Annotated in this window: 22 protein-coding genes; 15 read left to right on the top strand and 7 right to left on the bottom strand. The window is 67.7% G+C overall.

What is annotated here, in order from left to right; translation table 11 throughout:
- Positions 1 to 40 precede the first annotated feature (40 nt).
- Positions 41 to 1,114 (top strand): SIS domain-containing protein, encoded by a 1,074-nt coding sequence (locus ACR4XW_RS00720; protein WP_434758592.1) that lies wholly within the window; start codon positions 41 to 43, stop codon positions 1,112 to 1,114.
- A 42-nt stretch (positions 1,115 to 1,156) separates the two neighbouring features.
- Here the strand turns inward: ACR4XW_RS00720 and ACR4XW_RS00715 are convergent, their stop codons facing one another.
- Entirely contained in the window at positions 1,157 to 2,668 is a 1,512-nt protein-coding gene (locus ACR4XW_RS00715) for a class I adenylate-forming enzyme family protein (protein ID WP_434758591.1), read from the bottom strand.
- On the bottom strand, positions 2,665 to 3,813 hold the full coding sequence (locus tag ACR4XW_RS00710; RefSeq protein WP_434758590.1) for a zinc-dependent alcohol dehydrogenase: 1,149 nt from the start codon (positions 3,811 to 3,813) through the stop codon (positions 2,665 to 2,667). Before ACR4XW_RS00710 ends, ACR4XW_RS00715 begins: the two co-directional genes overlap by 4 nt.
- 102 nt (positions 3,814 to 3,915) lie before the next feature.
- Between ACR4XW_RS00710 and ACR4XW_RS00705 the strand changes: the two genes are divergently transcribed.
- Genes ACR4XW_RS00705 through ACR4XW_RS00685 form a run of 5 tightly spaced genes read left to right on the top strand, consistent with a single transcriptional unit; the run spans position 3,916 to position 7,397 of the window.
- Positions 3,916 to 4,506: a 2-oxoacid:ferredoxin oxidoreductase subunit gamma family protein gene (locus tag ACR4XW_RS00705; RefSeq protein ID WP_434758589.1), complete on the top strand. Its 591-nt coding sequence runs from the start codon at positions 3,916 to 3,918 to the stop codon at positions 4,504 to 4,506.
- Positions 4,503 to 5,600, top strand: coding sequence for a hypothetical protein (locus ACR4XW_RS00700; RefSeq protein WP_434758588.1), 1,098 nt, complete (start codon positions 4,503 to 4,505; stop codon positions 5,598 to 5,600). Before ACR4XW_RS00705 ends, ACR4XW_RS00700 begins: the two co-directional genes overlap by 4 nt.
- Entirely contained in the window at positions 5,597 to 6,400 is an 804-nt protein-coding gene (locus ACR4XW_RS00695; RefSeq protein ID WP_434758587.1) for a thiamine pyrophosphate-dependent enzyme, read from the top strand. Before ACR4XW_RS00700 ends, ACR4XW_RS00695 begins: the two co-directional genes overlap by 4 nt.
- Positions 6,400 to 7,134, top strand: coding sequence for a GntR family transcriptional regulator (locus tag ACR4XW_RS00690; protein WP_434758586.1), 735 nt, complete (start codon positions 6,400 to 6,402; stop codon positions 7,132 to 7,134). Before ACR4XW_RS00695 ends, ACR4XW_RS00690 begins: the two co-directional genes overlap by 1 nt.
- The gene (locus tag ACR4XW_RS00685; protein WP_434758585.1) at positions 7,131 to 7,397 is read left to right on the top strand and encodes a 4Fe-4S dicluster domain-containing protein; all 267 of its coding nucleotides are present in this window, start codon (positions 7,131 to 7,133) and stop codon (positions 7,395 to 7,397) included. Before ACR4XW_RS00690 ends, ACR4XW_RS00685 begins: the two co-directional genes overlap by 4 nt.
- 19 nt (positions 7,398 to 7,416) lie before the next feature.
- Here the strand turns inward: ACR4XW_RS00685 and ACR4XW_RS00680 are convergent, their stop codons facing one another.
- Entirely contained in the window at positions 7,417 to 8,283 is an 867-nt protein-coding gene (locus ACR4XW_RS00680; protein ID WP_434758584.1) for a putative RNA methyltransferase, read from the bottom strand.
- A gap of 107 nt (positions 8,284 to 8,390) precedes the next feature.
- On the opposite strand from ACR4XW_RS00680, the gene ACR4XW_RS00675 reads away from it, so the two are divergent.
- The 4 genes from ACR4XW_RS00675 to ACR4XW_RS00660 all read left to right on the top strand — a co-directional run bounded on the left by ACR4XW_RS00675 (position 8,391) and on the right by ACR4XW_RS00660 (position 12,616).
- A complete protein-coding gene (locus ACR4XW_RS00675) occupies positions 8,391 to 8,873 on the top strand; it encodes a MaoC family dehydratase (RefSeq protein WP_434758583.1) in 483 nt (160 codons plus the stop codon).
- Between the two features lie 7 nt (positions 8,874 to 8,880).
- Positions 8,881 to 10,563: a PHA/PHB synthase family protein gene (locus ACR4XW_RS00670; RefSeq protein ID WP_434758582.1), complete on the top strand. Its 1,683-nt coding sequence runs from the start codon at positions 8,881 to 8,883 to the stop codon at positions 10,561 to 10,563.
- A 92-nt stretch (positions 10,564 to 10,655) separates the two neighbouring features.
- Positions 10,656 to 11,363, top strand: coding sequence for a phasin family protein (locus ACR4XW_RS00665; protein ID WP_434758581.1), 708 nt, complete (start codon positions 10,656 to 10,658; stop codon positions 11,361 to 11,363).
- A gap of 122 nt (positions 11,364 to 11,485) precedes the next feature.
- Positions 11,486 to 12,616, top strand: coding sequence for an alpha/beta fold hydrolase (locus tag ACR4XW_RS00660; RefSeq protein ID WP_434758580.1), 1,131 nt, complete (start codon positions 11,486 to 11,488; stop codon positions 12,614 to 12,616).
- 11 nt (positions 12,617 to 12,627) lie between these two features.
- Here ACR4XW_RS00660 and ACR4XW_RS00655 read toward each other — a convergent pair whose 3' ends face one another.
- Positions 12,628 to 12,981: a helix-turn-helix domain-containing protein gene (locus ACR4XW_RS00655; RefSeq protein ID WP_434758579.1), complete on the bottom strand. Its 354-nt coding sequence runs from the start codon at positions 12,979 to 12,981 to the stop codon at positions 12,628 to 12,630.
- Between the two features lie 152 nt (positions 12,982 to 13,133).
- Here ACR4XW_RS00655 and ACR4XW_RS00650 point away from each other — a divergent pair, with 152 nt between their 5' ends.
- A complete protein-coding gene (locus ACR4XW_RS00650; protein WP_434758578.1) occupies positions 13,134 to 15,125 on the top strand; it encodes an outer membrane protein assembly factor BamB family protein in 1,992 nt (663 codons plus the stop codon).
- Positions 15,126 to 15,355: 230 nt separating this feature from the next.
- Positions 15,356 to 17,197: a hypothetical protein gene (locus tag ACR4XW_RS00645; RefSeq protein WP_434758577.1), complete on the top strand. Its 1,842-nt coding sequence runs from the start codon at positions 15,356 to 15,358 to the stop codon at positions 17,195 to 17,197.
- Positions 17,198 to 17,200: 3 nt separating this feature from the next.
- On the opposite strand, the gene ACR4XW_RS00640 is transcribed toward ACR4XW_RS00645, so the two are convergent.
- Positions 17,201 to 18,022 (bottom strand): SURF1 family cytochrome oxidase biogenesis protein, encoded by an 822-nt coding sequence (locus ACR4XW_RS00640; RefSeq protein WP_434758576.1) that lies wholly within the window; start codon positions 18,020 to 18,022, stop codon positions 17,201 to 17,203.
- A 22-nt stretch (positions 18,023 to 18,044) separates the two neighbouring features.
- Positions 18,045 to 18,329, bottom strand: a complete 285-nt coding sequence (locus tag ACR4XW_RS00635; protein ID WP_434758575.1) for a DUF6457 domain-containing protein — start codon at positions 18,327 to 18,329, stop codon at positions 18,045 to 18,047.
- Between the two features lie 178 nt (positions 18,330 to 18,507).
- Between ACR4XW_RS00635 and moaA the strand changes: the two genes are divergently transcribed.
- Positions 18,508 to 19,512, top strand: coding sequence for a GTP 3',8-cyclase MoaA (gene moaA / locus ACR4XW_RS00630; RefSeq protein WP_434758574.1), 1,005 nt, complete (start codon positions 18,508 to 18,510; stop codon positions 19,510 to 19,512).
- Between the two features lie 8 nt (positions 19,513 to 19,520).
- Here the strand turns inward: moaA and ACR4XW_RS00625 are convergent, their stop codons facing one another.
- A complete protein-coding gene (locus tag ACR4XW_RS00625) occupies positions 19,521 to 19,847 on the bottom strand; it encodes a DUF3099 domain-containing protein (protein WP_434758573.1) in 327 nt (108 codons plus the stop codon).
- Between the two features lie 65 nt (positions 19,848 to 19,912).
- On the opposite strand from ACR4XW_RS00625, the gene fabG reads away from it, so the two are divergent.
- Both fabG and fabI read left to right on the top strand, forming a co-directional pair.
- On the top strand, positions 19,913 to 20,635 hold the full coding sequence (fabG, locus tag ACR4XW_RS00620; protein WP_434759382.1) for a 3-oxoacyl-ACP reductase FabG: 723 nt from the start codon (positions 19,913 to 19,915) through the stop codon (positions 20,633 to 20,635).
- Between the two features lie 20 nt (positions 20,636 to 20,655).
- Positions 20,656 to 21,429, top strand: coding sequence for an enoyl-ACP reductase FabI (gene fabI / locus ACR4XW_RS00615; RefSeq protein WP_434758572.1), 774 nt, complete (start codon positions 20,656 to 20,658; stop codon positions 21,427 to 21,429).
- Positions 21,430 to 21,444 lie beyond the last annotated feature (15 nt).

Below are 21,444 nucleotides of genomic sequence, written 5' to 3'. Positions count from 1 at the left end.
TTGATAGCGTCGAAGGATCCCGAGATCTGGAGGGCCTTCGATGACTCAGCCGACCATGCTCGACTACATCCTCGACACCCCGGGGCTGCTGCGCCGGATGCCGGCCGAGCGGGCCGCGCTCACCGGTGACCTGGTCGAGTTGTATCGGGCCCGCAATCCCCGACGGTTGCGGCTGGTCGCATCCGGATCCAGCTACCACGCCTGCCTGGCCGCCGAGCCGCTGTTGCGCGAGCTACTGAACGCCGAGGTCGGCGTGGTCACCCCCCACGCCTTCACCTACTACCACGGGGGCCTGGCCCCGGACGAGCTCGTGCTGGTGGTGTCGCAGAGCGGGCAGAGCACCAACGCGATCGAGGCCCTGCGCACCGTGCGCGAACTCGGCGGGACGACCGTCGGCGTCACCGCCGACCCGACGGCCGACATCGCCGAGGTGTGCGATCACGTGATCGACTACGGCGCCGGGGTCGAAGAGGTTCCCTATGTCACCCGGGGCCTGGCCGGACTGACGATGTTCCTGATCCTGGCCGCGGTCGAGATCAGCGGTGACGCATCGCCGCTGCCGGCCCTGCAACAGGTCGCGGACACCTACGAAGACCTCATCGGACGCAGCCGGGACTTCGTCGAGCGGCATAACCGAGCGCTCACCTCGATGGGCACCACCTACGTGTGCAGCAGCGGCCCCAGTGAAACCCTCGGGCTTGAGATGGCGATGAAGATCGCCGAAACCGTGCATGTGCCGAGCTTCCACTACGAGGTCGAGGAGTTCATCCACGGCCCGAATATGCAACTCGACCCGACTTACACGGTGTTCTTCCTCGACCCGAACGACGCCAGTTCCGAACGGGTCGGATTGGTGTACCGGGCCGTGGGGGAGGTCACCGACCGGGCCTTCATCCTCACCGCCGACGAGAGTTTCGTCGACGATCCGAAGGCGCTGGTGGTGCCTGAAGCTCCGGACGCCCGGGTGCTCACCCTGGCGTACCTGCCGTTTCTGCAGGTGATCTGCCACGAGGTGAGCACGGCTCTGGGCAGCACGCGGCAACACCCGCTGATGGACAGGTTCCGCGAGATCGTCGCCTCCAAGACCGACGACCCGTTCAGCCGTCCGAACTGACCCCCGAACCAAGCCGACCCAGCCCTGCCGGCACCCCCAGAACTAACCCCGAGCGCTGAACCGGGCGCGCAGTTTCGAGCGCTGGATCTGCCCGGTGGCGGGGGTGAGGGGCAGCTCGTCGACGATCTCCAACTGTCGGGGATGCTTGAACGATGCGAGCTTGCCGGTCAGGTGCTCGCGCAACTCCGGCAGGGTCGGGGGGTCGGCCGGGTCTGCGGGCACGATCACCGCGCACACGATCTCGTGCCAGGTCGGATCGGGCAGCCCGATCACCCCGGCCAGCGACACCCGCGGATGCTCCCGCAACACCGCCTCGACTTCCGAGGGGGCCACGAACTCGCCTCCGGTGCGCACCAATTCCTTCGTGCGTCCGACCAGGGTCAGGTACCCGTCGTCGTCCATCACGCCACGATCACCCGACAGGTACGCGCCGTCGCGCATCGCTGCGGCGGTGGCCTCGGGATCGCGCAGGTAACCGTTCATCACCGTCGGCCCGCGGAAGCACACCTCGCCGGTGTCGGGATCGCACCACACCACCCCGGGGAAGGCCGCCCGGCCCACCGAGCCGGGGTGGTCGGCCAGTTCCCAGTCCTGCAGGCCGGTCATCCGGCCGGCTTCGGTCGAGCCGTAGAGCACCGACGTGGTCGCATTCGGGCAACGCTCCTTGATCGCGTCCAACAGCCCGTCGGCCAGCGGGGAGGTACCCGAGTCGGCATGCTTCAGACTGGACAGATCCCAATCGCCCGGGTGGGCCAGGATCCGCTCCCACACCGCCGGAATGCTGTACAGGGCGGTGGCCCGGTGCCTGGTGATCGACTCCAGGATCAGCTCGGCATCGGCCTTGGCAACCAAGTGAATCGCGGTATGGCTGAGCCAGGCCTCGATCGCGTAATGCCAGCCGCCGTAGTGATACAGCGGAAAGGTGCACATCACCCCACCGACGCCGCGCACCCCGGTGGAGAAGGTGCCGCCACCGGGGGAGGACCGCAGCCAACTTGCCAGGTGTGACACCAGCACCGCTTTCGGAGTGCCGGTGCTGCCGGAGGTGAGATAGGCGATGTGCGGGTCGGTCGGGGCCGGTTCGGGCAGATCCTCGCCGCGGGCCGGTGAGCGCCGGGCCATGATCTCCTCGCGGGTCACCGACGGCCAGCTCGACCCGGCCGGAATCGCGGCGTCGTGCACCACCAGATTCGGCTGCAGCACATCGAGTACCGGGGCCAGTTCGGACGGGGTGTAGTTCGGGTTGACCGGTGCGAACACCACCCCGAGCCGGCCACAGGCCAGCAGCGCGGCCAAACTGTCCAGGTGGGTCCGGCAGACCCAGGCCACCATCCCCAACGGCACCTCCTCATCACCGGCGGCCGGCAGCCCCTCGGCGACCAGATTGTCGGCCAGTGCCTCGGCCCGGGCGTCCAACTCGGCGAAGGTGATCGCCTCCTCACCGAGGGTGGCGGCGATGTGGGTGGGTCGGGCGCGCACGGCGGCATCGATCACCGAACCGATCAACATCCCGGAGGTGCCCGAGGCGGGTCCGGCGGGTCGGGGGCGGGTCATGCGGGCTCCTCATTACTGCTCGCGGGGTTGCTGCTGATATCCGAGTTCACGCTGTCCCGGTTCACGGTGTCCCAGGCCAGGTCGGTGAACACCTGGGGCGGGTTGATCGCATTGTGCTGGTGTTTGCCGGCCGACATCGCCACCGCTTCGGGAATCGACTCCAGACCCTGCAGGCGGTGGGTGACCAGGGCCTCGGTGTCCACATCTCCGCGGGCGATCAGCCGCAGAGCATGATCGAAGACCGACGAGGACGCGGAGTAGCCACCCGATCCGGTGTTGGGGTGCAACACGTTCACCACCCGCTCCCGGGCGAGGTCCAGCGGGAAATGGGCCTTGTTGTCATAGACCGCCTCGAGCAGCACCCGGCCGCCGCGCCGCACACAGCGCAGCGCCAATTCCAGCGTCGAATCACCGCCCAACCCGGCTCCCGGCGGGCCACCGGCGGCCTCGACCACCACGTCGGCCCCCAGGCCCGCGGTGAGCTCGGCCACCTCGGCGGCGACATCGTCACTGCGGGCATCGAGCACCACATCGGCACCGAGACGGGCGGCCAACTCGCGCTTGGCCTCGCTGCGTCCGACCGCGATGATCAGCCCGGCATTGCCGTGCCGGGCCACCTGGATCTCCAACAGCCCCATCACCCCACAGCCGATCACCACCAGCGCCTCACCGGGCTGCACGTGGAGTGCCGCATGACCGTGCAGAGCGCCGGCCAGCGGCTGCACCCCGGCCGCGGCCGAGGCGCTGACACCGGGGGGAATGGCCACCACATTGGCCGCCGGTACCACCACCTCCTCGGCGAAGGCCCCCTCACGGGTGAACCCCAGATACTCCGGCATCCCGGACGGGCCGGGCACGGTCTCGATCGCGGTGACCCGATCCCCGGGCCGCCAACGGTCGACCTCGGCACCGCATTCGGTCACCACCCCGGCGAACTCGTGCCCACCGAAGAGCACCGGCCCGGCCGCCAACCGCTTCGCCAGGTGATCGTGCAGGGTGATCGGTTCGCCCATCGCGAGCAGGGCCTCGGTGACACTCGACTGCACTGCGGCAACCCCGATGCGCACCTCGTCGGGACCCACGGCGGGGGAGGGGACGTCCTCCATGCGCAGATCGCCGAAGGAATGTAGTCGGGCTGCCAGCACGCTCGGCTCCTTGGTTCGGGTCCGTTTTCCGGTGGCCGGGGCAAGGGGCTGGCCACCATCACAACGTAATGTATATTGTATTCAAACCTGATGGGAGGGCTCATGGCTGACTCAACCAGAAACACGCTGCCTCTGGCGGTAACCGTCTCGGGCATCGGAGGACAGGGCATTCAGCTGCTGTCGAAGACCTTGGCGCTGGCCGCGACGAAGGCCGGTCGTCATGCGATGCTCGCGGCCGATTACGGCGGTGAGATGCGCGGCGGCCCGTCGTCCACCAGCTTCGTGATCGACGACAAGCCGGTGAACGCCCTGCCGATTCTGGAAGAGACCGACGCCATCGTGCTGTCGCACCACAAGTTCAGCGAGCGTGCCTGTGAACGGCTGCTGCCCGGTGGGTTGTGCATGGTGAACAGCTCGATCGTCGACCAGTCGGTGATTCCGGCCGGCGCCCGGGTGATCGAGGTACCCGCGGCCGACCTGGCCAAGCAGATCGGCTCCCCGCAGACCAGCGGGCTGATCCTGGCCGCCGCCTTCAACGCCCTCTACGGCCTGGTCGACCACGAGATCCTCGTCGATGCGATGCGCGAGTTGATCCCGCCCTACCGGCAGCAGGCGGTTCCGAAGAACATCGAGGCCATGGGTGTCGGCCGTGACGCCGTGGCCGGCCACGACCTGACAGGAGTACCGGCATGAGCGAAGAACTCGAATTGCTCGAAGGCACCGCCGCGATCGCCAAATCGGCCATTGCCGCCGGCATGACCTTCTTCGCCGGCTACCCGATGTCACCGTTCACCGGCCTGCTCGAATCGTTGTCGGCGATGATGCCCGAAGCCGGCGGGGTGTGCATCAACGCCGAGTCCGAGATCGAGGGCGTGAACATGACCCTCGGTGCCGGGGCCGCCGGCGCCCGGGCCGGTACCGGATCCTGCGGCCAGGGCATCGCCCTGATGCAGGAGGCGATCGCCGAGGCGGCGCTGAACGAAACCCCCTTCGTGGTGTTCAACCTGGCCCGCGGCGCATCCGACTACTTCCAGTGCACCAAGGGTGGCGGCTGGAACGACTACCGCACCATCACCCTGGCACCGAAGAACGTGCACGAGGCGGTCGAGCACACCCAACTCGCCTTCCACCTCGCCGACAAATACCGCGCCCCGGCCATCGTCTACGGCGACCCGCTGATGGCGCGCACCACCGTCGGCATCCACATCAAGAAGCTCGACTTCGACGAACTGCCAGCCAAGGACTGGGCCCTGGACGGGTCGATGTCGGGCACCGGCAAATCGCGCCAGGTGTGGACCTGGGCGATGGGCAAGGTCACCGATCCCGGACCCGAGATGGACGCCCACTGGCGCTACATCGCCGAGAAGTTCAACCAGATCGACGGCATGGAACAGCGCCACGAAGAACTGTGGTGCGACGACGCCGACACCATCGTGGTGGCCTGGGGTACCGGCGCCCTGTTCGCCGAGAAGGCGGTCTGGGAACTGCGCAAGGCCGGGCACAAGGTCGGCGTCTTCCGCCCGGTCACCCTGTGGCCCTTCCCCGGGCCGGCCCTGGAACGGGTCGCCGAGGGCAAGCGGGTGCTGGTCTTCGAGGCCAACGCCGGTCAGTGCCTCGAGGACGTGTACCAGTGGGTGCCGCGCCGACAGGTCACCTTCATCGGCCGGGTCAGCGTCGACCACACCGGCATGAACTTCGGCGACATCATGGACGCCCCCGTGGTGCGCCAACTGATCCTGGAACAGCTCGACAGCCGTGAAACCGCAACCGCAGGAGCGAACCAATGAGTGCCCCCAGCAAGCAGTTGCCGATCGTCGACAGCAGCACCGCCCCCGAGGGGACGGTCAAGGTTGCCGACCCGAACCCGAGCCTGATTCTGGGTGCCCACTCGCTGTGCCCCGGTTGCGGTGAACCGGTGGCCCTGCGGCTGCTGATGGAATCACTGCAGGACCTCGGTATCGTCGATCGCTCGATCGGCGTGGTCGGGCACGGCTGTTACGGCTCCTTCGTGCGGATCATGGACATCGATGTGCTGCAGTGCCTGCACGGCCGCGCACCCTCGTGCGCCACCGGCATCAAGCGGGTGCGTCCCGACTCGGTGGTGTTCACCCTGCAAGGTGACGGTGACATGGTCAACGAGGGACTCCAGGAGGTGCTGCACAGCGCCGCCCGGGCCGAGAACATCACCTGCATCCTGCTGAACAACGGCGTTTTCGGTGACACCGGCGGGCAGGCCACCGCCACCACGGTGGTCGGTCAGCGCACCAAGACCAGCCTGGAGGGGCGCGACCCCAGCACGCACGGTTACCCGATTCCGGTATCCGACCTCGTCGCCTCCCTGGAGGGCTCGGGCTACGTGGCCCGCGGTCACGTCGGCGACCCCGGCGGCGTCACCCGCACCAAGAAGATGATCAAGGAAGCCCTGCAGAGCCAGCTCGACGGCAACGGGCTCAGCCTGGTGGAGATCCTCACCATGTGCCCGACCGGCTGGTTCGTCCCCGCCGGTGAGGGCCCGAACTACCAGCAGCAATCGATGGAGCAGGTTTACCCGATGGGTGTGCTGAAGCGTCCGGGCGGTGAGAACTGATGCCCGCGTTGCGCAGGGTCAAATCCAGCGAAGCGGTCGCCGATTACCTGCTGGGGGAGTTCACCGCCGGCCGGCTCAAGCCCGGGGACCGCATCGACCTGGACGCCGTGGCGAACGAACTGGGCGTCAGCCGGGCCCCGGTGCGCGAGGCGCTGGTGCTGCTGGAACGCGACGGCACCGTCCGGATGCCCTTCCATCGCGGCGCCTTCCTGGGTGACATCAACGCCGAGCGGGTGCGCGAAGGAGTCACCCTCTATGCCCTGCTCAGCGGTCTGACCGCCCAACTGGCCGCCCCCGAGGTCGAGGGCGAGTACCTCGACCTGCTGGGCGAGGCGGTCACCCAGGCGCTGGCCGCGACCAACACCCGCGACTACGAACAACACGCCCGCGAGTTCCGCCGGCTGATCAACCGAAGGGTCGCCGGGCCGCACCTGCGGGCGATGCTGCGCACCTTCGTCGGGCTGGTGGTGGCCGTCTCCTCGGTGGCGGTCGACGAGGACCTCGCCGGCCAGCAGAAACTGCTCGAAGAAGAGTTCGAGGCCCTGCAGACCCGCGACCCCGCCACCGCTGCCCGGGCCGCCATCAAGCACATCCGCCAGACCGGTGAACAGGGCCTGGACGTCCTGGTGCAGCGCGGCATCATCGCCGCCGACCACAACGACGACGACTTCGTGGCCCGCCGCCTGCCGTCGATCGAGGCCCTGCTCACCACGATGACCGGAGGACAATCATGACCACCGAACAAACTCCCGCCGGAACCACCCGCGGCGGCGTGGTGATCGACGTCGATTCCTGCAAGGGCTGCGAACTGTGCATCACCGTCTGCCCGCCGAATGTGCTGGAGATGTCCGCCGACCGCAATGCCCTGGGCTACCGCTACCCGGTGCTGCACGACGGCTGCACCGGCTGCACCGCCTGCCAGATGGTGTGCCCCGACTACGTGTTCACCGTCTACCGGCGCCCGCGGGCCAAGAAGGGCGACAGCCAGGCCGACTGACGGCCGGGCCGGAACCCGATCACGGTTCCCGTCGCACCCAGCAACTCACCGTCACCGACAGCACGGTCTCGATCGGGGCCGGATCGGTGGCAGCACCGTGATTTTTGGCAGGACCGTGGTCGTTGGCCGCACCGTGGTTTTTGGCAGCACCGTGGAAGGCATTGGGGCCCATCGCGATCAGATCGGCGACCTCAGCGCCGGACAGTGAGAGGTCCGCACGCACCTCGCCGCGTCCGACCGGGTCGAAATCGGCACCGAGATCGGCAGCGATCCGGTCGAGCTTGGCCTCGGCCACCTCCAACAAGCCGTGGCGCTGCCGCAGCGCCGACAGGTGATCGGCATTCGGTGTCACCACGATCACCCGGCCCCCGGGGCGCAGCACCCGGGCGAACTCGGCGGCGTGACGGGGCGCGAAGATCACCAACACCAGATCGGCGGAGGCATCGGCCACCGGCCAGTCACCCCAGGTGTCGAAGACCACCGCACCGATGCGGTCGCCGGCCTTGGCAGCCCGCCGGGCGGCGGCCACCGAGACATCACCGGCCAGCGCCACCGCGTCCGGATGGTCGGCCAACAACCGGCTCAGATACCAACCCGGGCCGGCACCCGGCTCGATCCACCGTTGCCCGCCCGCGGGGTCGAGATACTCGGCCACTGCCTCCAGGATCGGCCGGTAGTGGCCGGCATCGAGAAACCTGAGCCGGGCCGCAACCATCTCCGCAGTGTCGGCATTGGCCGGGGGAGCGCTGCGCAACAGGTTGAGGTGCCCCTGGCGGGCCAGGTCGAAGCGGTGCCCCCTCGGGCAACCCACGGTCGCCTCCCGGCGCTGCAGTTCGGCACCGCACACCGGGCAGCGCAACAGGTCGAGCACCGCATCGATGGCCATGGCCCGGATCCTGGCACGTCCGACATGGGCGTGGACAGCACCCCCGGAGTGCGGGACGATGACAGTGTTGTGATCATGATCACGTGCTGACGAGGAGGTCGCCCGCGATGACTGAGCAAGCCGAACCCCGCCGAGTGCCCCTGCGACGCCTGCCGGAGATGAAGGGGGTCGAACTGTCCGGCTCGAAGTCCATCCTGATCACCCAGGAGCGGATCAACTGGTTCGCCGAAGTCACCGAGGACCGGCAATGGATCCACGTGGACACCGAGCGCGCCAAGGACGGGCCCTTCGGAGCAACGATCGCTCACGGGTTCTTGACCCTGTCCTTGGGCGTGGAGCTGTACTTCTCGCTGCTGCAGGTCACCGGGGTCGATCAGGTGATCAACTACGGGTTGGAGAAGGTGCGCTTCCTGAGCCCGGTCCTGGTCGGATCCGAGCTGACCGCCACCGCCACGATCGACGACGTGGCCCCGTGTCGCGGCGGCTACCAACTGACCTCGACCCTCACCTTTGAGACTGGTGGGGAACGCCCGGCATGTGTGGCCACAATAGTGTTCCGTTACCTCGGACCTGTGGACGAACCAGCCTAGGAGCGCCGTGATCAAGAAGCTCACCCGACGAGCCAGTGCCGCTGTCGATCCGTTCGGGTGGCTTTCCGCCACCATGGACGTGGCCAAGAAGGCGGCCACCAACCCGGTCGGAGTGGCCACCGCCACCGCGAAGTACGGGTTGCAACTCGCCACCCTGCCGCTGTCGGCAGCCTGGGTGAGCACCGGCATGGAAGGGTTGCCGCTGCCCGAGGTCAAGGGGGACAAGCGCTGGTCGAACCCGGCCTGGACCCAGCACCCGATGTACAACGCGTGGCTGCGGTACTGGGTCGCCACCGGCGAATACGTCGACGATCTGATCGCGGCCGGGGGAGACCCCGACGAGTTCAACGTCCGCAAGGCGCGCCAGTTCGCCCGCATCGTGCTGGACATGAGCGCCCCGTGCAACAACCCGTTCACCAACCCCGACGTGCACGTGCGCAGTTGGGAAACCGGCGGCAAGAGCCTGATGAAGGGCTTCTCGCACTTCCTCGACGATGTCATCCGTCGTGACGGCAAACCGCTGCGGGTGGACGAGGGTGCCTTCACCGTCGGCGAGAACATGGCCGCCAGCAAGGGCAAGGTCATCTACCGCAACGAGTTGATCGAGGTGATGCAGTACGAGCCGCTCACCGAGAAGGTGCATGCCACGCCGTTGCTGATGGTGCCGCCGTGGATCAACAAGTACTACATCATGGACCTCAACCCGGGCCGGTCGCTGGTCGAATGGGCCGGCAAGCAGGGCCGAACGGTGTTCATGATTTCGTACCGCAACCCCGACGAGTCGATGGCCGACACGTCCTTCGCCGACTACATGACCCAGGGCGTGCTCGCCGCCCTGGACGTGGTGCAGGGGGTCACCGAGCAGGACCGGATCGACCTGCTCTGCGTCTGCCTGGGTGGGGCGATGGCCACCATCACCGCGGCCTACATGAGCGCCACCGGCGACGACCGGATCGGCAACATCACCCTGATCAACACCCTGCTGGATTACAGCGAGACCGGTGACCTGGGGTTGATGTCGGACCCGGAGACGGTCTACAAGATCGACACCCTGATGGAGGCCAAGGGGTACCTGGAGGGCAAGAACCTCGCCACCTCCTTCGACCTGCTGCGCGCCCACGACCTGATCTACAGCTACTGGATCACCCGTTGGATGCTCGGTGAGGACCCGCCGGCCTTCGACCTGCTGGTCTGGAACGAGGACAGCACCAACATGCCGCGCAAGATGCACGGCGAGTACCTGCGCAGCCTCTACAACAACAACGAACTCGCCAACGGCACCCTGGAAATGGCCGGCCAACGGCTCGGGCTCGACCTGGTGAAGAACGACGTCTACATCATCGGTGCGATCAACGACCACATCGTGCCCTGGGAGTCGTCCTACGCCGGGGTGCCGCTGCTCGGTGGCGACGTGCGCTATGTGCGCGCCAGTGGGGGACACATCGCCGGCATCGTGAACCCGCCGAGCAAGAAGGCCTGGACCGAGGTGCTGGGCGATCCCACCGAGGCCTCGCAGATGCCCGCCACCAGCGCGGAATGGCTGGCCAAGGCCGAACGCAAGGCGATCTCGTGGTGGCAGGACTGGGCCGAATGGTCCAAGGCTCGCGCCGGTGAGTTGATCGACCCGCCGGTGATGGGTGGCGGCAAGTACGAACCGATGGACGACGCCCCCGGCACCTACGTCTTCTGAGGCTTCACCCGGAGTTTTCTCCCTGGATTTGAAGTGTTAGCTAACGGTAGCTAACATAGCTAACAGCGATTCCCACTCCAGAGGAGAAAACAATGGCCACCACCACCAGCAAGCCCACTGCCAGCAAGACTTCGGCCGCTGCGACCAAGACCGCCGCTGCCGCTCGCAAGAACGCCGATACCGCTGCCGCCACCTCGCAGAAGGTTGCCGACGCGGCCGTCGAGAACACCACCAAGCTGACCGAGAGCGCTGCGGAGAACACCCAGAAGGTTGCCGACGCCGCCGGCGAGAACCTCGCCAAGGCTGCCGACACCGCCACCGCTTCGGCCGCCAAGGTCACCGAGGCCACCACCAAGGCCGGCGCCAAGGCCGCCGACGCGACCGTGCAGAACGTCACCAAGGTGACCGACGCCGCCACCAAGGCAACCACCAAGGCCGCCGACGCCGCTGCGCAGACCGCCACCAAGGTGACCGACCAGTCGATCGCCCAGGCCGACGCCGCCGCTGCCAAGCTCGAGGCCGGCATCGCCGCCAACACCGACACCATGGTGCAGGCGATCAACGACTCGACCACCAAGATGTTCGAGCTGAACACCCTCTACGTCGAGGCCGCCAAGAAGGCCGGCAACCAGAACCTGGACTTCTTCGAGAAGAACACCGAGATGCTCTTCGACGCCCAGGCCAAGATGGCCGAGGCCGTGAAGGTTCCGGGCTTCGCCGACATCGTGAACGCCCAGATCGACCTGGCCAAGGGCCTGACCCGCGCCAGCACCACCATGGCCCGCGAACTGCTCAAGTGACCTGATCGCCCCACAGCAAGACCCGATCGCCGCCGGAGTCCTATCCGGCGGCGATCGTCATCTCCGGGAGAGTCAACATCTTCGGGCAGCATGCCGATCGATTGTGAAAAGGTGATGTGGTGATGTCCCAACCGTTGCAGCGGGTTCTGCTCACCCCGTTCACCCTGACCCGTCAATTGGTGGAGGGCTGGGCGGGCTATCTCTCCCACGCGGCCACTCGACCGACCGGGCCGGTGGAGTTCTGGACCGATACCGGCAACTTCTGGTCGTCCATGTTCGACCCGACCCCGCCCACCTTCGCCCACCCGCACGAGGTGGTGCGCGAGTGGCCGATCGCCCGGCTGCTCGACTTCGGAGCCGACGAACCCGACCGGCTGCCCACCCTGGTGCTGCCGCCCCGATCGGGAATGACCTCGTCCGGGGTGGACCTGAGCGAATCAGCCGGCCTGATCGGCACCCTGCTGGCCTCCGGGCATCACCGCACCCACAGCCTGGAATGGTTCCCGGCCACCGGCGAAACCGCCTCGGTCGGCATCATCGAACATGTCGAGGTGGTGCGTGAGGCGATCACCGAGTTGGGCGGACGGGTACACCTGGTCGGCTTCTCCCAGGGCGGCTGGCTGGCCGCGATCATCGCCGCCCTCGACCCCGACAGCGTGGCGACCCTGACACTGGGGGCCGCACCGATCGACTGCCACGCCGGCCTCGATCTGCCCGGCCGGGTTACCTACCGCGCCCTGGGCGGCATCAGCGACCTGGCTGGTGATCTGATCGGCGGCCGCTGGATCTACCCGGGCATGTTCCAGGCCGGCCTGCTGCGCACCATGGAATGGACCGAGGACAGTGCCCGGGCGGCGAAACTGTGGGCCGAGATCGGTAGCCCCGAGCTGATGGCCCAGAACGCCGCGGTCCGCCGGTGGCTGAACACCCCCGAAGACCTGCCGGGTCCCTTCGTCCGCTGGACCGTGGACGAACTGTTCGCCGCCAACAAGCTGATTCGCGGTGAGTTGAGCATCGGCGATGAGCAGGTGGACCTGTCCCGGATCTCCTGCCCGCTGTTCCTGATCACCGGTGACAAGGACGTGATCTGCCCACCGGCCCAGTTGCTGGCGATCGAGGACGTGGTGTCCACGCGTCCGGAACTGATTCATCGCGCCGACGCGCCCGTGGGACATCTCGATCTGTTGTTCGACCGCACCGTGCTCGCCGAACAGTGGGCCCCGCTGCTGCGGGTCGCGAGCGACCTCGGCTGAACCCGCGCCGGTCAGTCGCCGGCTTCGTTGGTGGCCAGGAAGGCCAGGTACACCTCTTCGAGGGACTTGCGCTGCGCGGCGGTGAGTGCGGTGTCGGCGCGAATCGCGTCCACCACCGCGGCGGTGCCGGCCCGGGTGGCCGATACCCCGGCCTGGGCGCGCAACGCGTCGGCCGAAATCTGCAGATTGGTGGCCAGCGCCTCGAGTACTTGGTCGGACGGTGCCCGCAGGCCGCGCTCGATCTGCGACAGATAAGGGCCGGAAATACCGGCCATCCTGGCCAACTGCCGCATCGGAATCGAGGCGAGTTCGCGCTGCTTGCGCAGCAACTCACCCAGTGACGATCCCGCTCTCGTTTCGGCCATGGGCCCATTTTACCCGGCCGGGCCGCTGTGTGGGCGCTCCCATCTCTGTGCGGACGCGGATCGGGCAAGTTACCGAGCAGGGACGGTGCGGGCGACTAGTGTGCATGTCGACACACATGATTTCGGCAATCGGTGCACAGAGGGGAGACGTGATGGCGCCCGATCCGCCCGGTGGTTACTCCGCCGGTGGCGTGCGTCCCACCTGGCAACAGGACGGGCCGGCCGTGGTCACCCCCGAGTGGGCCAAGGACCGGGCCCGGCATCGTCCTGCCGAACCGCCACCGCCACCACCGCCGCGTTTCCCGGCCCCGCCGCAGCAGCAGCCCGAAGGCGCACCACCCCCGAAGCCCGAGAAACCTGCCCGGCGGCGCCGCTACGAACTGCCGGTGGCGCTGGTGTTGGTGCTGGGCGTCCTGGCCGCGATGGCCGCCCTCACCATGCGTTCCGCCGCCGTCCCCGATGACTTCCCACACAATGCGGCCACCGATCTCTGGCCGGTCGACGGGGCCGCCCTGGATGTCGACTACACCCTCGACAGCACCACTGAACAAGGCGTGATCGAGCACGCGAGGTTGCTCGGTGAAGAAGCCATCGTCGGCATCCCGTCCCCGTTGGCAGCGTCGTTGTATCCCCCTGAGGGCGACGTGCGCACGGCACATTTCTGGCGTCAGGTGAGCACCGGAGATGAGTTGGATCGTCGCGTTCACCTGCGCCAGGCAACCACCGGCGGCACCATGCTGTTCGGACAGTCCTGGGGTGAGCGGGGCATCGTGTTCCATCCACCGGTCCGCGAGGTGCCGCACGATGTCGCTGCTGACCAGAGCTGGGAGTCCAAGGGCGAAGCGCGGATCGACATCGTCCGCCGGGTGCAGCAGCCCTACACCAATACCTCCTCGGCGAGCACCCCTGCCGACGCCGGGGAGGCCGATCGGGGCTGTTTGGTGATCACCTCGCAGACGGAGATGGAGCATCTGCGAATCGAGGAGGAATCCCTGTGGTGCCCCGGTGCCGGCATCGTGCGGCAGAGCGGGCGCTGGAATCAACAACGCTACGAGTTCACTCCGGCCGATCCTCGGCCGATCGGTGCCGAGGATCGCGAATCCGCCCCGCTGCTGAAGGCCGACGCATCGGACCCGGCTCAATGGCAGACCGGATGGTTGGACGCAGCGGTCGAGACCGACGGGACATTCGACACCCAACCCGCGCTGGTTGTTCCCTTCGGGGCGCCGGTGGCCGGCGACACCGGCTATCTCCATGTGCCGTACCTGCTCAACGGCGATGTGATGAGCATTCTGCCCGCAGCCGAGGACGGGGCCGACTACTCGGCCGGAACCGGGCTGTTGATCTGGCGCGGACATGCCGGCGGGCAGGTGACCGCGGTGGGTACCCACGGCAGGCTGACGACGGCCACCTCCAATCGGCGCACCCTGACGGTGTTCGGCGACGACGGAGCCCGGCGGTGGACCGCGGACCTGTCCGACGTGGCGATGTCGGCCCCGGTGTCGCTCGGGCCGGACCGGATCGCGGTCGCCACCCTGGACGGTCGGGTACGGATGTTCGACGTCGGCAACGGTCAGGAGATCTGGAACACCGCAGCCAGCGACGAGGGCATCGCCAACCCGCTGGCCACCGACGGCACGAGCGTGGCTGCGGTGGACGCCGGCTTCACCTTGTTGTTGCTGGACGCCGATACCGGAGAGTTGCTCTCCGACGACGTGGGCTTCGGACAGCCGATCGCCGATGTGGCCCTGGCCGACGGCGTGGTGCTCGTGGCGGCCGGGGGCGTGAGCGCCATCGACGCCCGCACCGGCGACATGCTGTGGGAATCAACCTTGTCGGTGCCGAACCGCCTCGCGATCAGCGGTGGCCGGGTGCTGGTCGGAACTCCCAACCGGATGCGCTTCCTCGATCTGACCACCGGCGCCACGATCGCCGATGTGCCGACCGGGCAGCAGGCCCTGGTGGCGATCGATGGCGGCTTCCTGACCCTGGCCGACGGTCAGGTCCACCTGTGGAGCACCGATGGCACCAAGCGGCATTCCTGGTCGCTGGAAGGTTCCCCGGCAGACACGCTCACCGTCGGCGCCGGCCGGGTGTGGGCCCTGGATCGCGAAACGATGACCGGATGGTGGGTGCAACCATGACCAGTCCGCCCCCGTGGCCGCCCCAGCAGCCCGACCCGAACCGCCCGGCCCGGCCACCACACCAGCCGCCACCAGCGCAGTATCCCTCTGCCCCGCAGTATCAACCCGGGCCGCAGTCTCAACCCGGGCCACAGTATCCACCGGCTCCACAGCAGCCGGCGGGCGCACAGCCGCCGACAGCCCCACCCGACAGGCGGGACCCGGCCTCCCGGACCGAATCCCTGGAGCAGATGCCGCCGACCGGGCCGGACCTTCCGCCCTGGTCGCCGTGGACCATGCTGCGCTTCCTGTTCCGTCGGGTGATCGTCGACCAAGTGAGCGATGGCCGCCTGCGCGATACCGGGTGGTCACCGGGGCTACGGGCCATCGTGATCGCCGGACTGGCGCTGTACGTGCTGTCCCTGGCCTTGGCCGTCTTCGCTCAGCCGATCCGTGCTCGCACCGATCTGGTATTGCAGCTCAACTTCACCGTCCCGGTGATGGTCATGCCGGTGATGGTGACGATTCTGCTGTTCGCGCTGGCGGCCCTGTTCACCGCCGGCCTGCACATGGTGTGGTGGCTGCGCCTGGCGATCACCGTGATGACCGTCGCGGTGCTGGTCCAGCCGGTCACCCTCGGCGACGGATGGCAGGCCACGGACATCATTGCGGTGACCGGAGCGGTTCTGCTGTGCGTCCTGATGCTCGTTCGCTGGCGAGCCCGCTTCGCCTGGTGGGAGTTCGTGGTCGCCCTGCTGGTGATCGGTGCGGCAGTGATCGGGCCGATCCTGATCGTGGCCGCGAACTCGATTCCCTCGGCGCGACCCCTTGCGATGTTCTCCGGGGCGCTTCAGGTGTTCGCCCTCCTGTGGCTGTTGGCCGTACCGGTGGCCTTCCTGGCCGGCGCGTCGATGGCCGAATTGACCGCCTCGACCGTTACCTGGACGGTGACCACGGTGTGGCAGGGCCTCAACTCCTGGCGCCGGCGGCTACTGCCGATCGGCTTCGCTCTGCTCGTCGGGCTGTTGATCTACCTCTTCGGACGCACCGGTTGGGGAATGGTCAACGGTGACCTGTCCTATGCCCCGATGGTGTTGTTGGCGGGGGTCGCCTATTCGGTGCCGCCGCTCCTCCTGTGCTGGTTGGTTACCTGGCGCGCCGACCGGGTGCCGACCGGGGACAAGGCCGTCCGGCCCGACCCCGACGACATCCCGGCGGTCTGGACCGACATCGCGCCGGCGATGGCCGGACTACTGGCGCTGATTCTGATCGGTGACACCCTGCTGGGCACCATCCTCAATGCCTTCGGCGTGGACTGGCTGACCCAACGCAGCCAGGCGTCGGCCAACAGTGTGGTGATTTCGATGATTCGGTCCTACACCACCGCTGTGATCTCCCTGATCGCCGCCCTCTGGCTCAGTGGTCGGGGCCGCCGGATCATGCCCATGGGCCTGGCCGCCTTCGCCGGCCTGATGGTCACCGATGTCACCTATTCGGTCCTGGGCGTGTCCTGGTCGTACGAGGGTGTGATCGGTGGTCTCGCCCTGGCCGGACTGTTGGTCTTCGGCTGGTTGCTGCTTCGTGGTGAACTGACTGCCGACCGTGGCCTGGCACTGTTCAGCGTGCTGCTGCTGTTGGCTGTTTTCGAGCACCGCGAGATCGTGTTCGAACCGTTCACCGCCCTGATCGGACTGCTCGGGGTCGGTAGCGCCCTGTTGGTCGGTCTGATCTGGCGGCTGCTCACCGACAACGAGTTCGCGCGCGGGGATTCGGCCTGGTTCCCGCAATCGGCTCGGGTGCTGGTCGCGTTGGCCAATGCCACCTTCGGTGCCGCCGTGCTGGCTCTCGATGCCCTGATGGGCGGGCACTGGATAGGCGACCTGACCCCCTTCGAGGGTGCCGGTGACCGCTACCTGGGCATCAGCTTGTTCCTCACGGTTGCTTACGCGGGCCTGACCCTGGCGCTGCGTGGCCGGGTGGTGAAGAGCCACGAACACGAGGCACCACCTCCGGACGATCCGGCGTCGGCCGAGGGCAACGTGTTCCCGACCGTCCGAGGTGACGAACTGTGGCACACCGGTTGGCAACGCTGAGCGTCAGCGGGTGGTGAGTTCCGCCTCGTCCGCGCCCGTGGTGCTCGCATCGCCCGATGCCGAGGCGGGCCGGCGATCGTCCTCGTCGTCACCGGGGTCGCTGCCGCTCTTCTTCTTGCCCATCAGATCGCTGCGGATGAAGATCACCACGCCGACCACCGCGATGCCGCAGAACAGGAACCACTGCACCGCGTACCAGAAGTGGGGCCCGTCGGACAGTTCCGGCAACGGCACCGGCTGCAGCACCTCGTCCTGGGCCGGCTTCGACTCGACCAGGGTGACGTACCCGTCGAGGGCGTCGGTGCCCAGTGTCCGTGAGATCTGCGGAGAACTGATCAACCGCAAGCGTCCCTCGGCATCGGGCACGGTGGCCCGGTCCGGACCCCGTTCGTTGCGGCGCACATGCCCGACCACGGTCACCTCACCCGATGGTGGCGGTGGCACTTCGGCGGCGGTCAGTTCCCGAGGACCGCGCGGCCAGAAACCACGGTCGACCAGCAGCAGATCACCCTCGGTGGTACGCAAGGGAGTGACGATCTCGATGCCGGGCTGCCCGTCGTAGTTGCGATAGCGCACCACGAACTGTTGGGGCTCGTAGCGCCCCGTCACCTCAACCCGCCGCCATTGATCCTCTTCGGCGATCGGGCCACCCATCACCTCGGAATAGGGACGTACCGGGGCTTCCTCGGCGGCGATCACCCGGGCATTGTTGGTGCGACGCTGCTCCAAGCGGTCGAGCTGCCAGTTGCCCAACATCACGAAGGTGGTGCCCAGCACGGCGACGAACACCAGCAGGGCGAGCCACTTCTTCCACAGATGACGCACCAGTACACCTTACGCGGCGAACTCAGTAGATCTCGGCGTCCTCATCATCGTGGTCGTCGTCATTGTGCCCCAGGGCCAGGGCGGTGGCCTTCGCAGCCACCGCACCCAGGGAGGCGCCGCGGCCGACCGCAATACCCAGCAGGTAGGTGCTGATCGGGGTGGCCGGCCGAATCACCTGATGGGCGACGTCACGGGCCAGGTCCAGCAGAATATGGATCGAATCCTCGTCCAACTCGACATCGTCCAGTCCGATCTCGGCGGTCAACTCCCGGATCCACTCCGAGACGCGCTTGGTCTCCTCGGTCACGCGACTGCTCCCCCCATGACATCGCCGGCTGCTCTCCAACGATCATGTCACGCAGGGCCCGCCCGGCCGTGGGCACCCCCGAACGGGGCTGATCGATAGTTACTGGTTCGGGCCACCTACACTCGGTCGAATGCAACAGAGCCGGAACCCAGCCGACGTCACAGCACACCCCGATGTGATGTCGCCTCGTCGTGTGCTCGCCGACCGGCACGGGCGGGTCGCCACCGACCTGCGGGTCTCGCTGACCGACCGGTGCAACCTGCGCTGTTCCTACTGCATGCCGGCCGAAGGGTTGCCCTGGATGCCGCATGACGAGGTGCTGAGCAACGACGAACTGCTGCGGTTGTTGCGGGTCGGGGTGCGCGATCTGGGCATCCGCACCATCCGGCTGACCGGCGGCGAACCGTTGCTGCGTCCCGACCTGCCCGACCTGATCGGACGGATCGCCGCCCTCGATCCCCGTCCGCAGGTCGCGATGACCACCAACGGGATCGGCCTGGCCACCCGCGCCGCAGCTCTGGCCGAGGCCGGGCTGAACCGGATCAACGTGTCCCTGGACACCTTGGACCCCGACACCTTCACCTCCCTCACCCGACGTCGCCGGCTCGACGATGTGCTGGCCGGTATCGACGCGGCCCTGGCCGCCGGCCTGGCCCCGGTCAAGGTCAACTCGGTACTGATCCGCGGGGTGAACGACCACGAGGCCGCAGACCTGGTGTCCTGGGCCCTCGACACCGGGGTGCAACTGCGGTTCATCGAACAGATGCCGCTCGACCCGCAGAAGGGTTGGTCGCGTGAGCAGATGGTGACCGCCGAGGAGATCCGCGATCGGGTCGCGGCGGTGCATCCGCTGGTCGCGGACCCGGAGGACGCCGCCCGGCGGGGGAGTGCCCCGGCCGAGCTGTACCGGGTACACGGTCATCCGGTCGGCATCATCGCCTCGGTCACCCGTCCCTTCTGCGGGGATTGCGACCGGGTCCGGTTGACCGCCGACGGACAGATTCGCAATTGCCTGTTCGCCAGGGAGGAATCGGATCTGCGCGCCGCACTGCGTGGTGGCGCCACCGATGAACAGTTGGCGGATCAGTGGGTGGCCGCGATGCTCACCAAACGTCCCGGGCACGGGATCGACGACCCGACCTTCCTGCAACCCGACCGGCCGATGTCGGCCATCGGTGGCTGAGACCCGGTTCAGTCGTCGTCGATGACCTCGCCGGGCACCACGTGGTCGGAATGCTGCGCCGGAATGGCCTTGTACTGCGGCTCGTCCGGCACCGGCGCGGGGGTGCGGATGTCCACGTTGTTGGCGATCAGCACCGCCAGAGCGGGCAGCACGGCCGCGCCCAGCAGCAGCACCCACCGCCAGATGCCCGGCACGAAGACCATGCCCACGATGCAGGCCACCCGGAACGCCATCAACACCAGGTAGTTGCGTTGACGGCGGGCCAGATCCTCCGAGCGGGGCGCACGGGCACCGGTGATCACGGTGCTCGTGGGTCGCTGGATCGCCTTGGCCATGGGGCCACGATACGCCGCGAAACCATGTACTGGGTGCGGTAGCCTCACAGACTGTGAGCTCCGAGATGAAGACCGACGACAAGACCGGACGGGTGGCCCTGGTCACCGGTGCGAGCAAGGGCATCGGCCGGGTGATCGCCACCCGGCTGTTGGCCGATGGGCACCGGGTGGCGGGCACCTACCGCAGTGGGGACGTCCCCGAAGGTGTGCTGGGTGTGCAATGCGATGTGACCAGCGTCGAGGACGTCGACGCGGCTTTCGCCAAGGTCGAGGCCGAGCTCGGCCCGGTCGAGATCGTGGTCGCCAACGCCGGCATGAACCGCGACACCCTGCTGATGCGCCTCAGTGAGGACGACTGGCAGTCGGTGATCGACGCCAACCTCGGCGGGTCGTACCGGGTCGCCAAGCGGGCCTCCCGGGGCCTGGTGCGGGCCCGCTGGGGTCGCCTGATCTTCATCTCCTCGGTGGTCGGCATGTACGGCTCGGCCGGGCAGGCGAACTACGCCGCCGCCAAGTCGGGGCTGGTCGGCCTGGCCCGTTCGCTGGCCCGCGAACTCGGCGGGCGAGGGGTCACCAGTAATGTGATCGCCCCGGGATTCATCGAAACCGATATGACCGCCGAACTGCCCGCCGAAACCGTGGAACGCTACGCCACCCTGATTCCGGCCGGCCGGATGGGGGCCAGCGAGGACGTCGCCGCCGCGGTGGCCTTCCTGGCCTCGGAGGGTGCGTCCTACATCAACGGGGCGGTGCTGCCGGTCGACGGTGGCCTGGGCATGGGTCACTGAGCGAGGGAACGGGAGAAATCATGGGCATTCTGGACGGCAAGACGATCTTCGTCGCCGGGGTCACGATGAACACCTCGATCGCCTACGCGGTGGCCGAACTGGCCGCCGCCGAGGGGGCGAAGGTGGTGGTGTCGAACTTCGGCCGGGCGATGAGCCTGACCAAGCGGGTGATTCAGAAACTCGACCCGGTGCCGGAACTGATCGAACTCGACGTCACCGACGAGGAGCACCTGGCCCGGCTGCCCGAGGTCCTGCGCGAGGCCGGGGTGGAGAAGCTGGACGGGATCGTCCACTCGATCGCCTACGCCAACCCCGAAACCGCCCTCGGCGGAGGCTTCCTGACCACCCCGTGGTCGGACGTCTCCCAGGCGGTGCAGGTATCGGCCTACTCGCTGGTGTCGCTGACGATGGCCTGCAAGGACCTGCTGGCCAAGCCGGCCTCGGTGGTCGGGATGACCTTCGACGCGCGGGTGTCGTGGCCGACCTACGACTGGATGGGGGTGGCCAAGGCGGCGCTGGAATCGAGTAGCCGCTACCTCGCCCGCTACCTGGGTCCGGAGCAGGTGCGCTGCAATATTGTCGCCGCCGGGCCGATCGACACCTTGGCCAAGAAGGCTATTCCGGGCGCCGAAACCTTCAACGACGTGTGGGGCGATCGGGCCCCGCTCGGGTGGGATCCGAAGGACCCGGTACCCACCGCCAAGGCCGTCGTCGCCCTGCTGAGCGACTTCTTCCCCGCCACTACCGGCGAGATGGTGCACGTCGACGGTGGCCTGCACGCAACCGGCGCCTGAAAGAAAACGAGGAGA

The sequence above is a fragment of the Pseudenemella bisphenolivorans genome, assembly GCF_051133435.1.
In the GTDB taxonomy this organism is placed as follows: Bacteria; Actinomycetota; Actinomycetes; order Propionibacteriales; family Propionibacteriaceae; genus JAAYAO01.
Note: the sequence above shows the minus strand (reverse complement) of the source record. Positions and strands in the feature narration are given on the sequence as shown.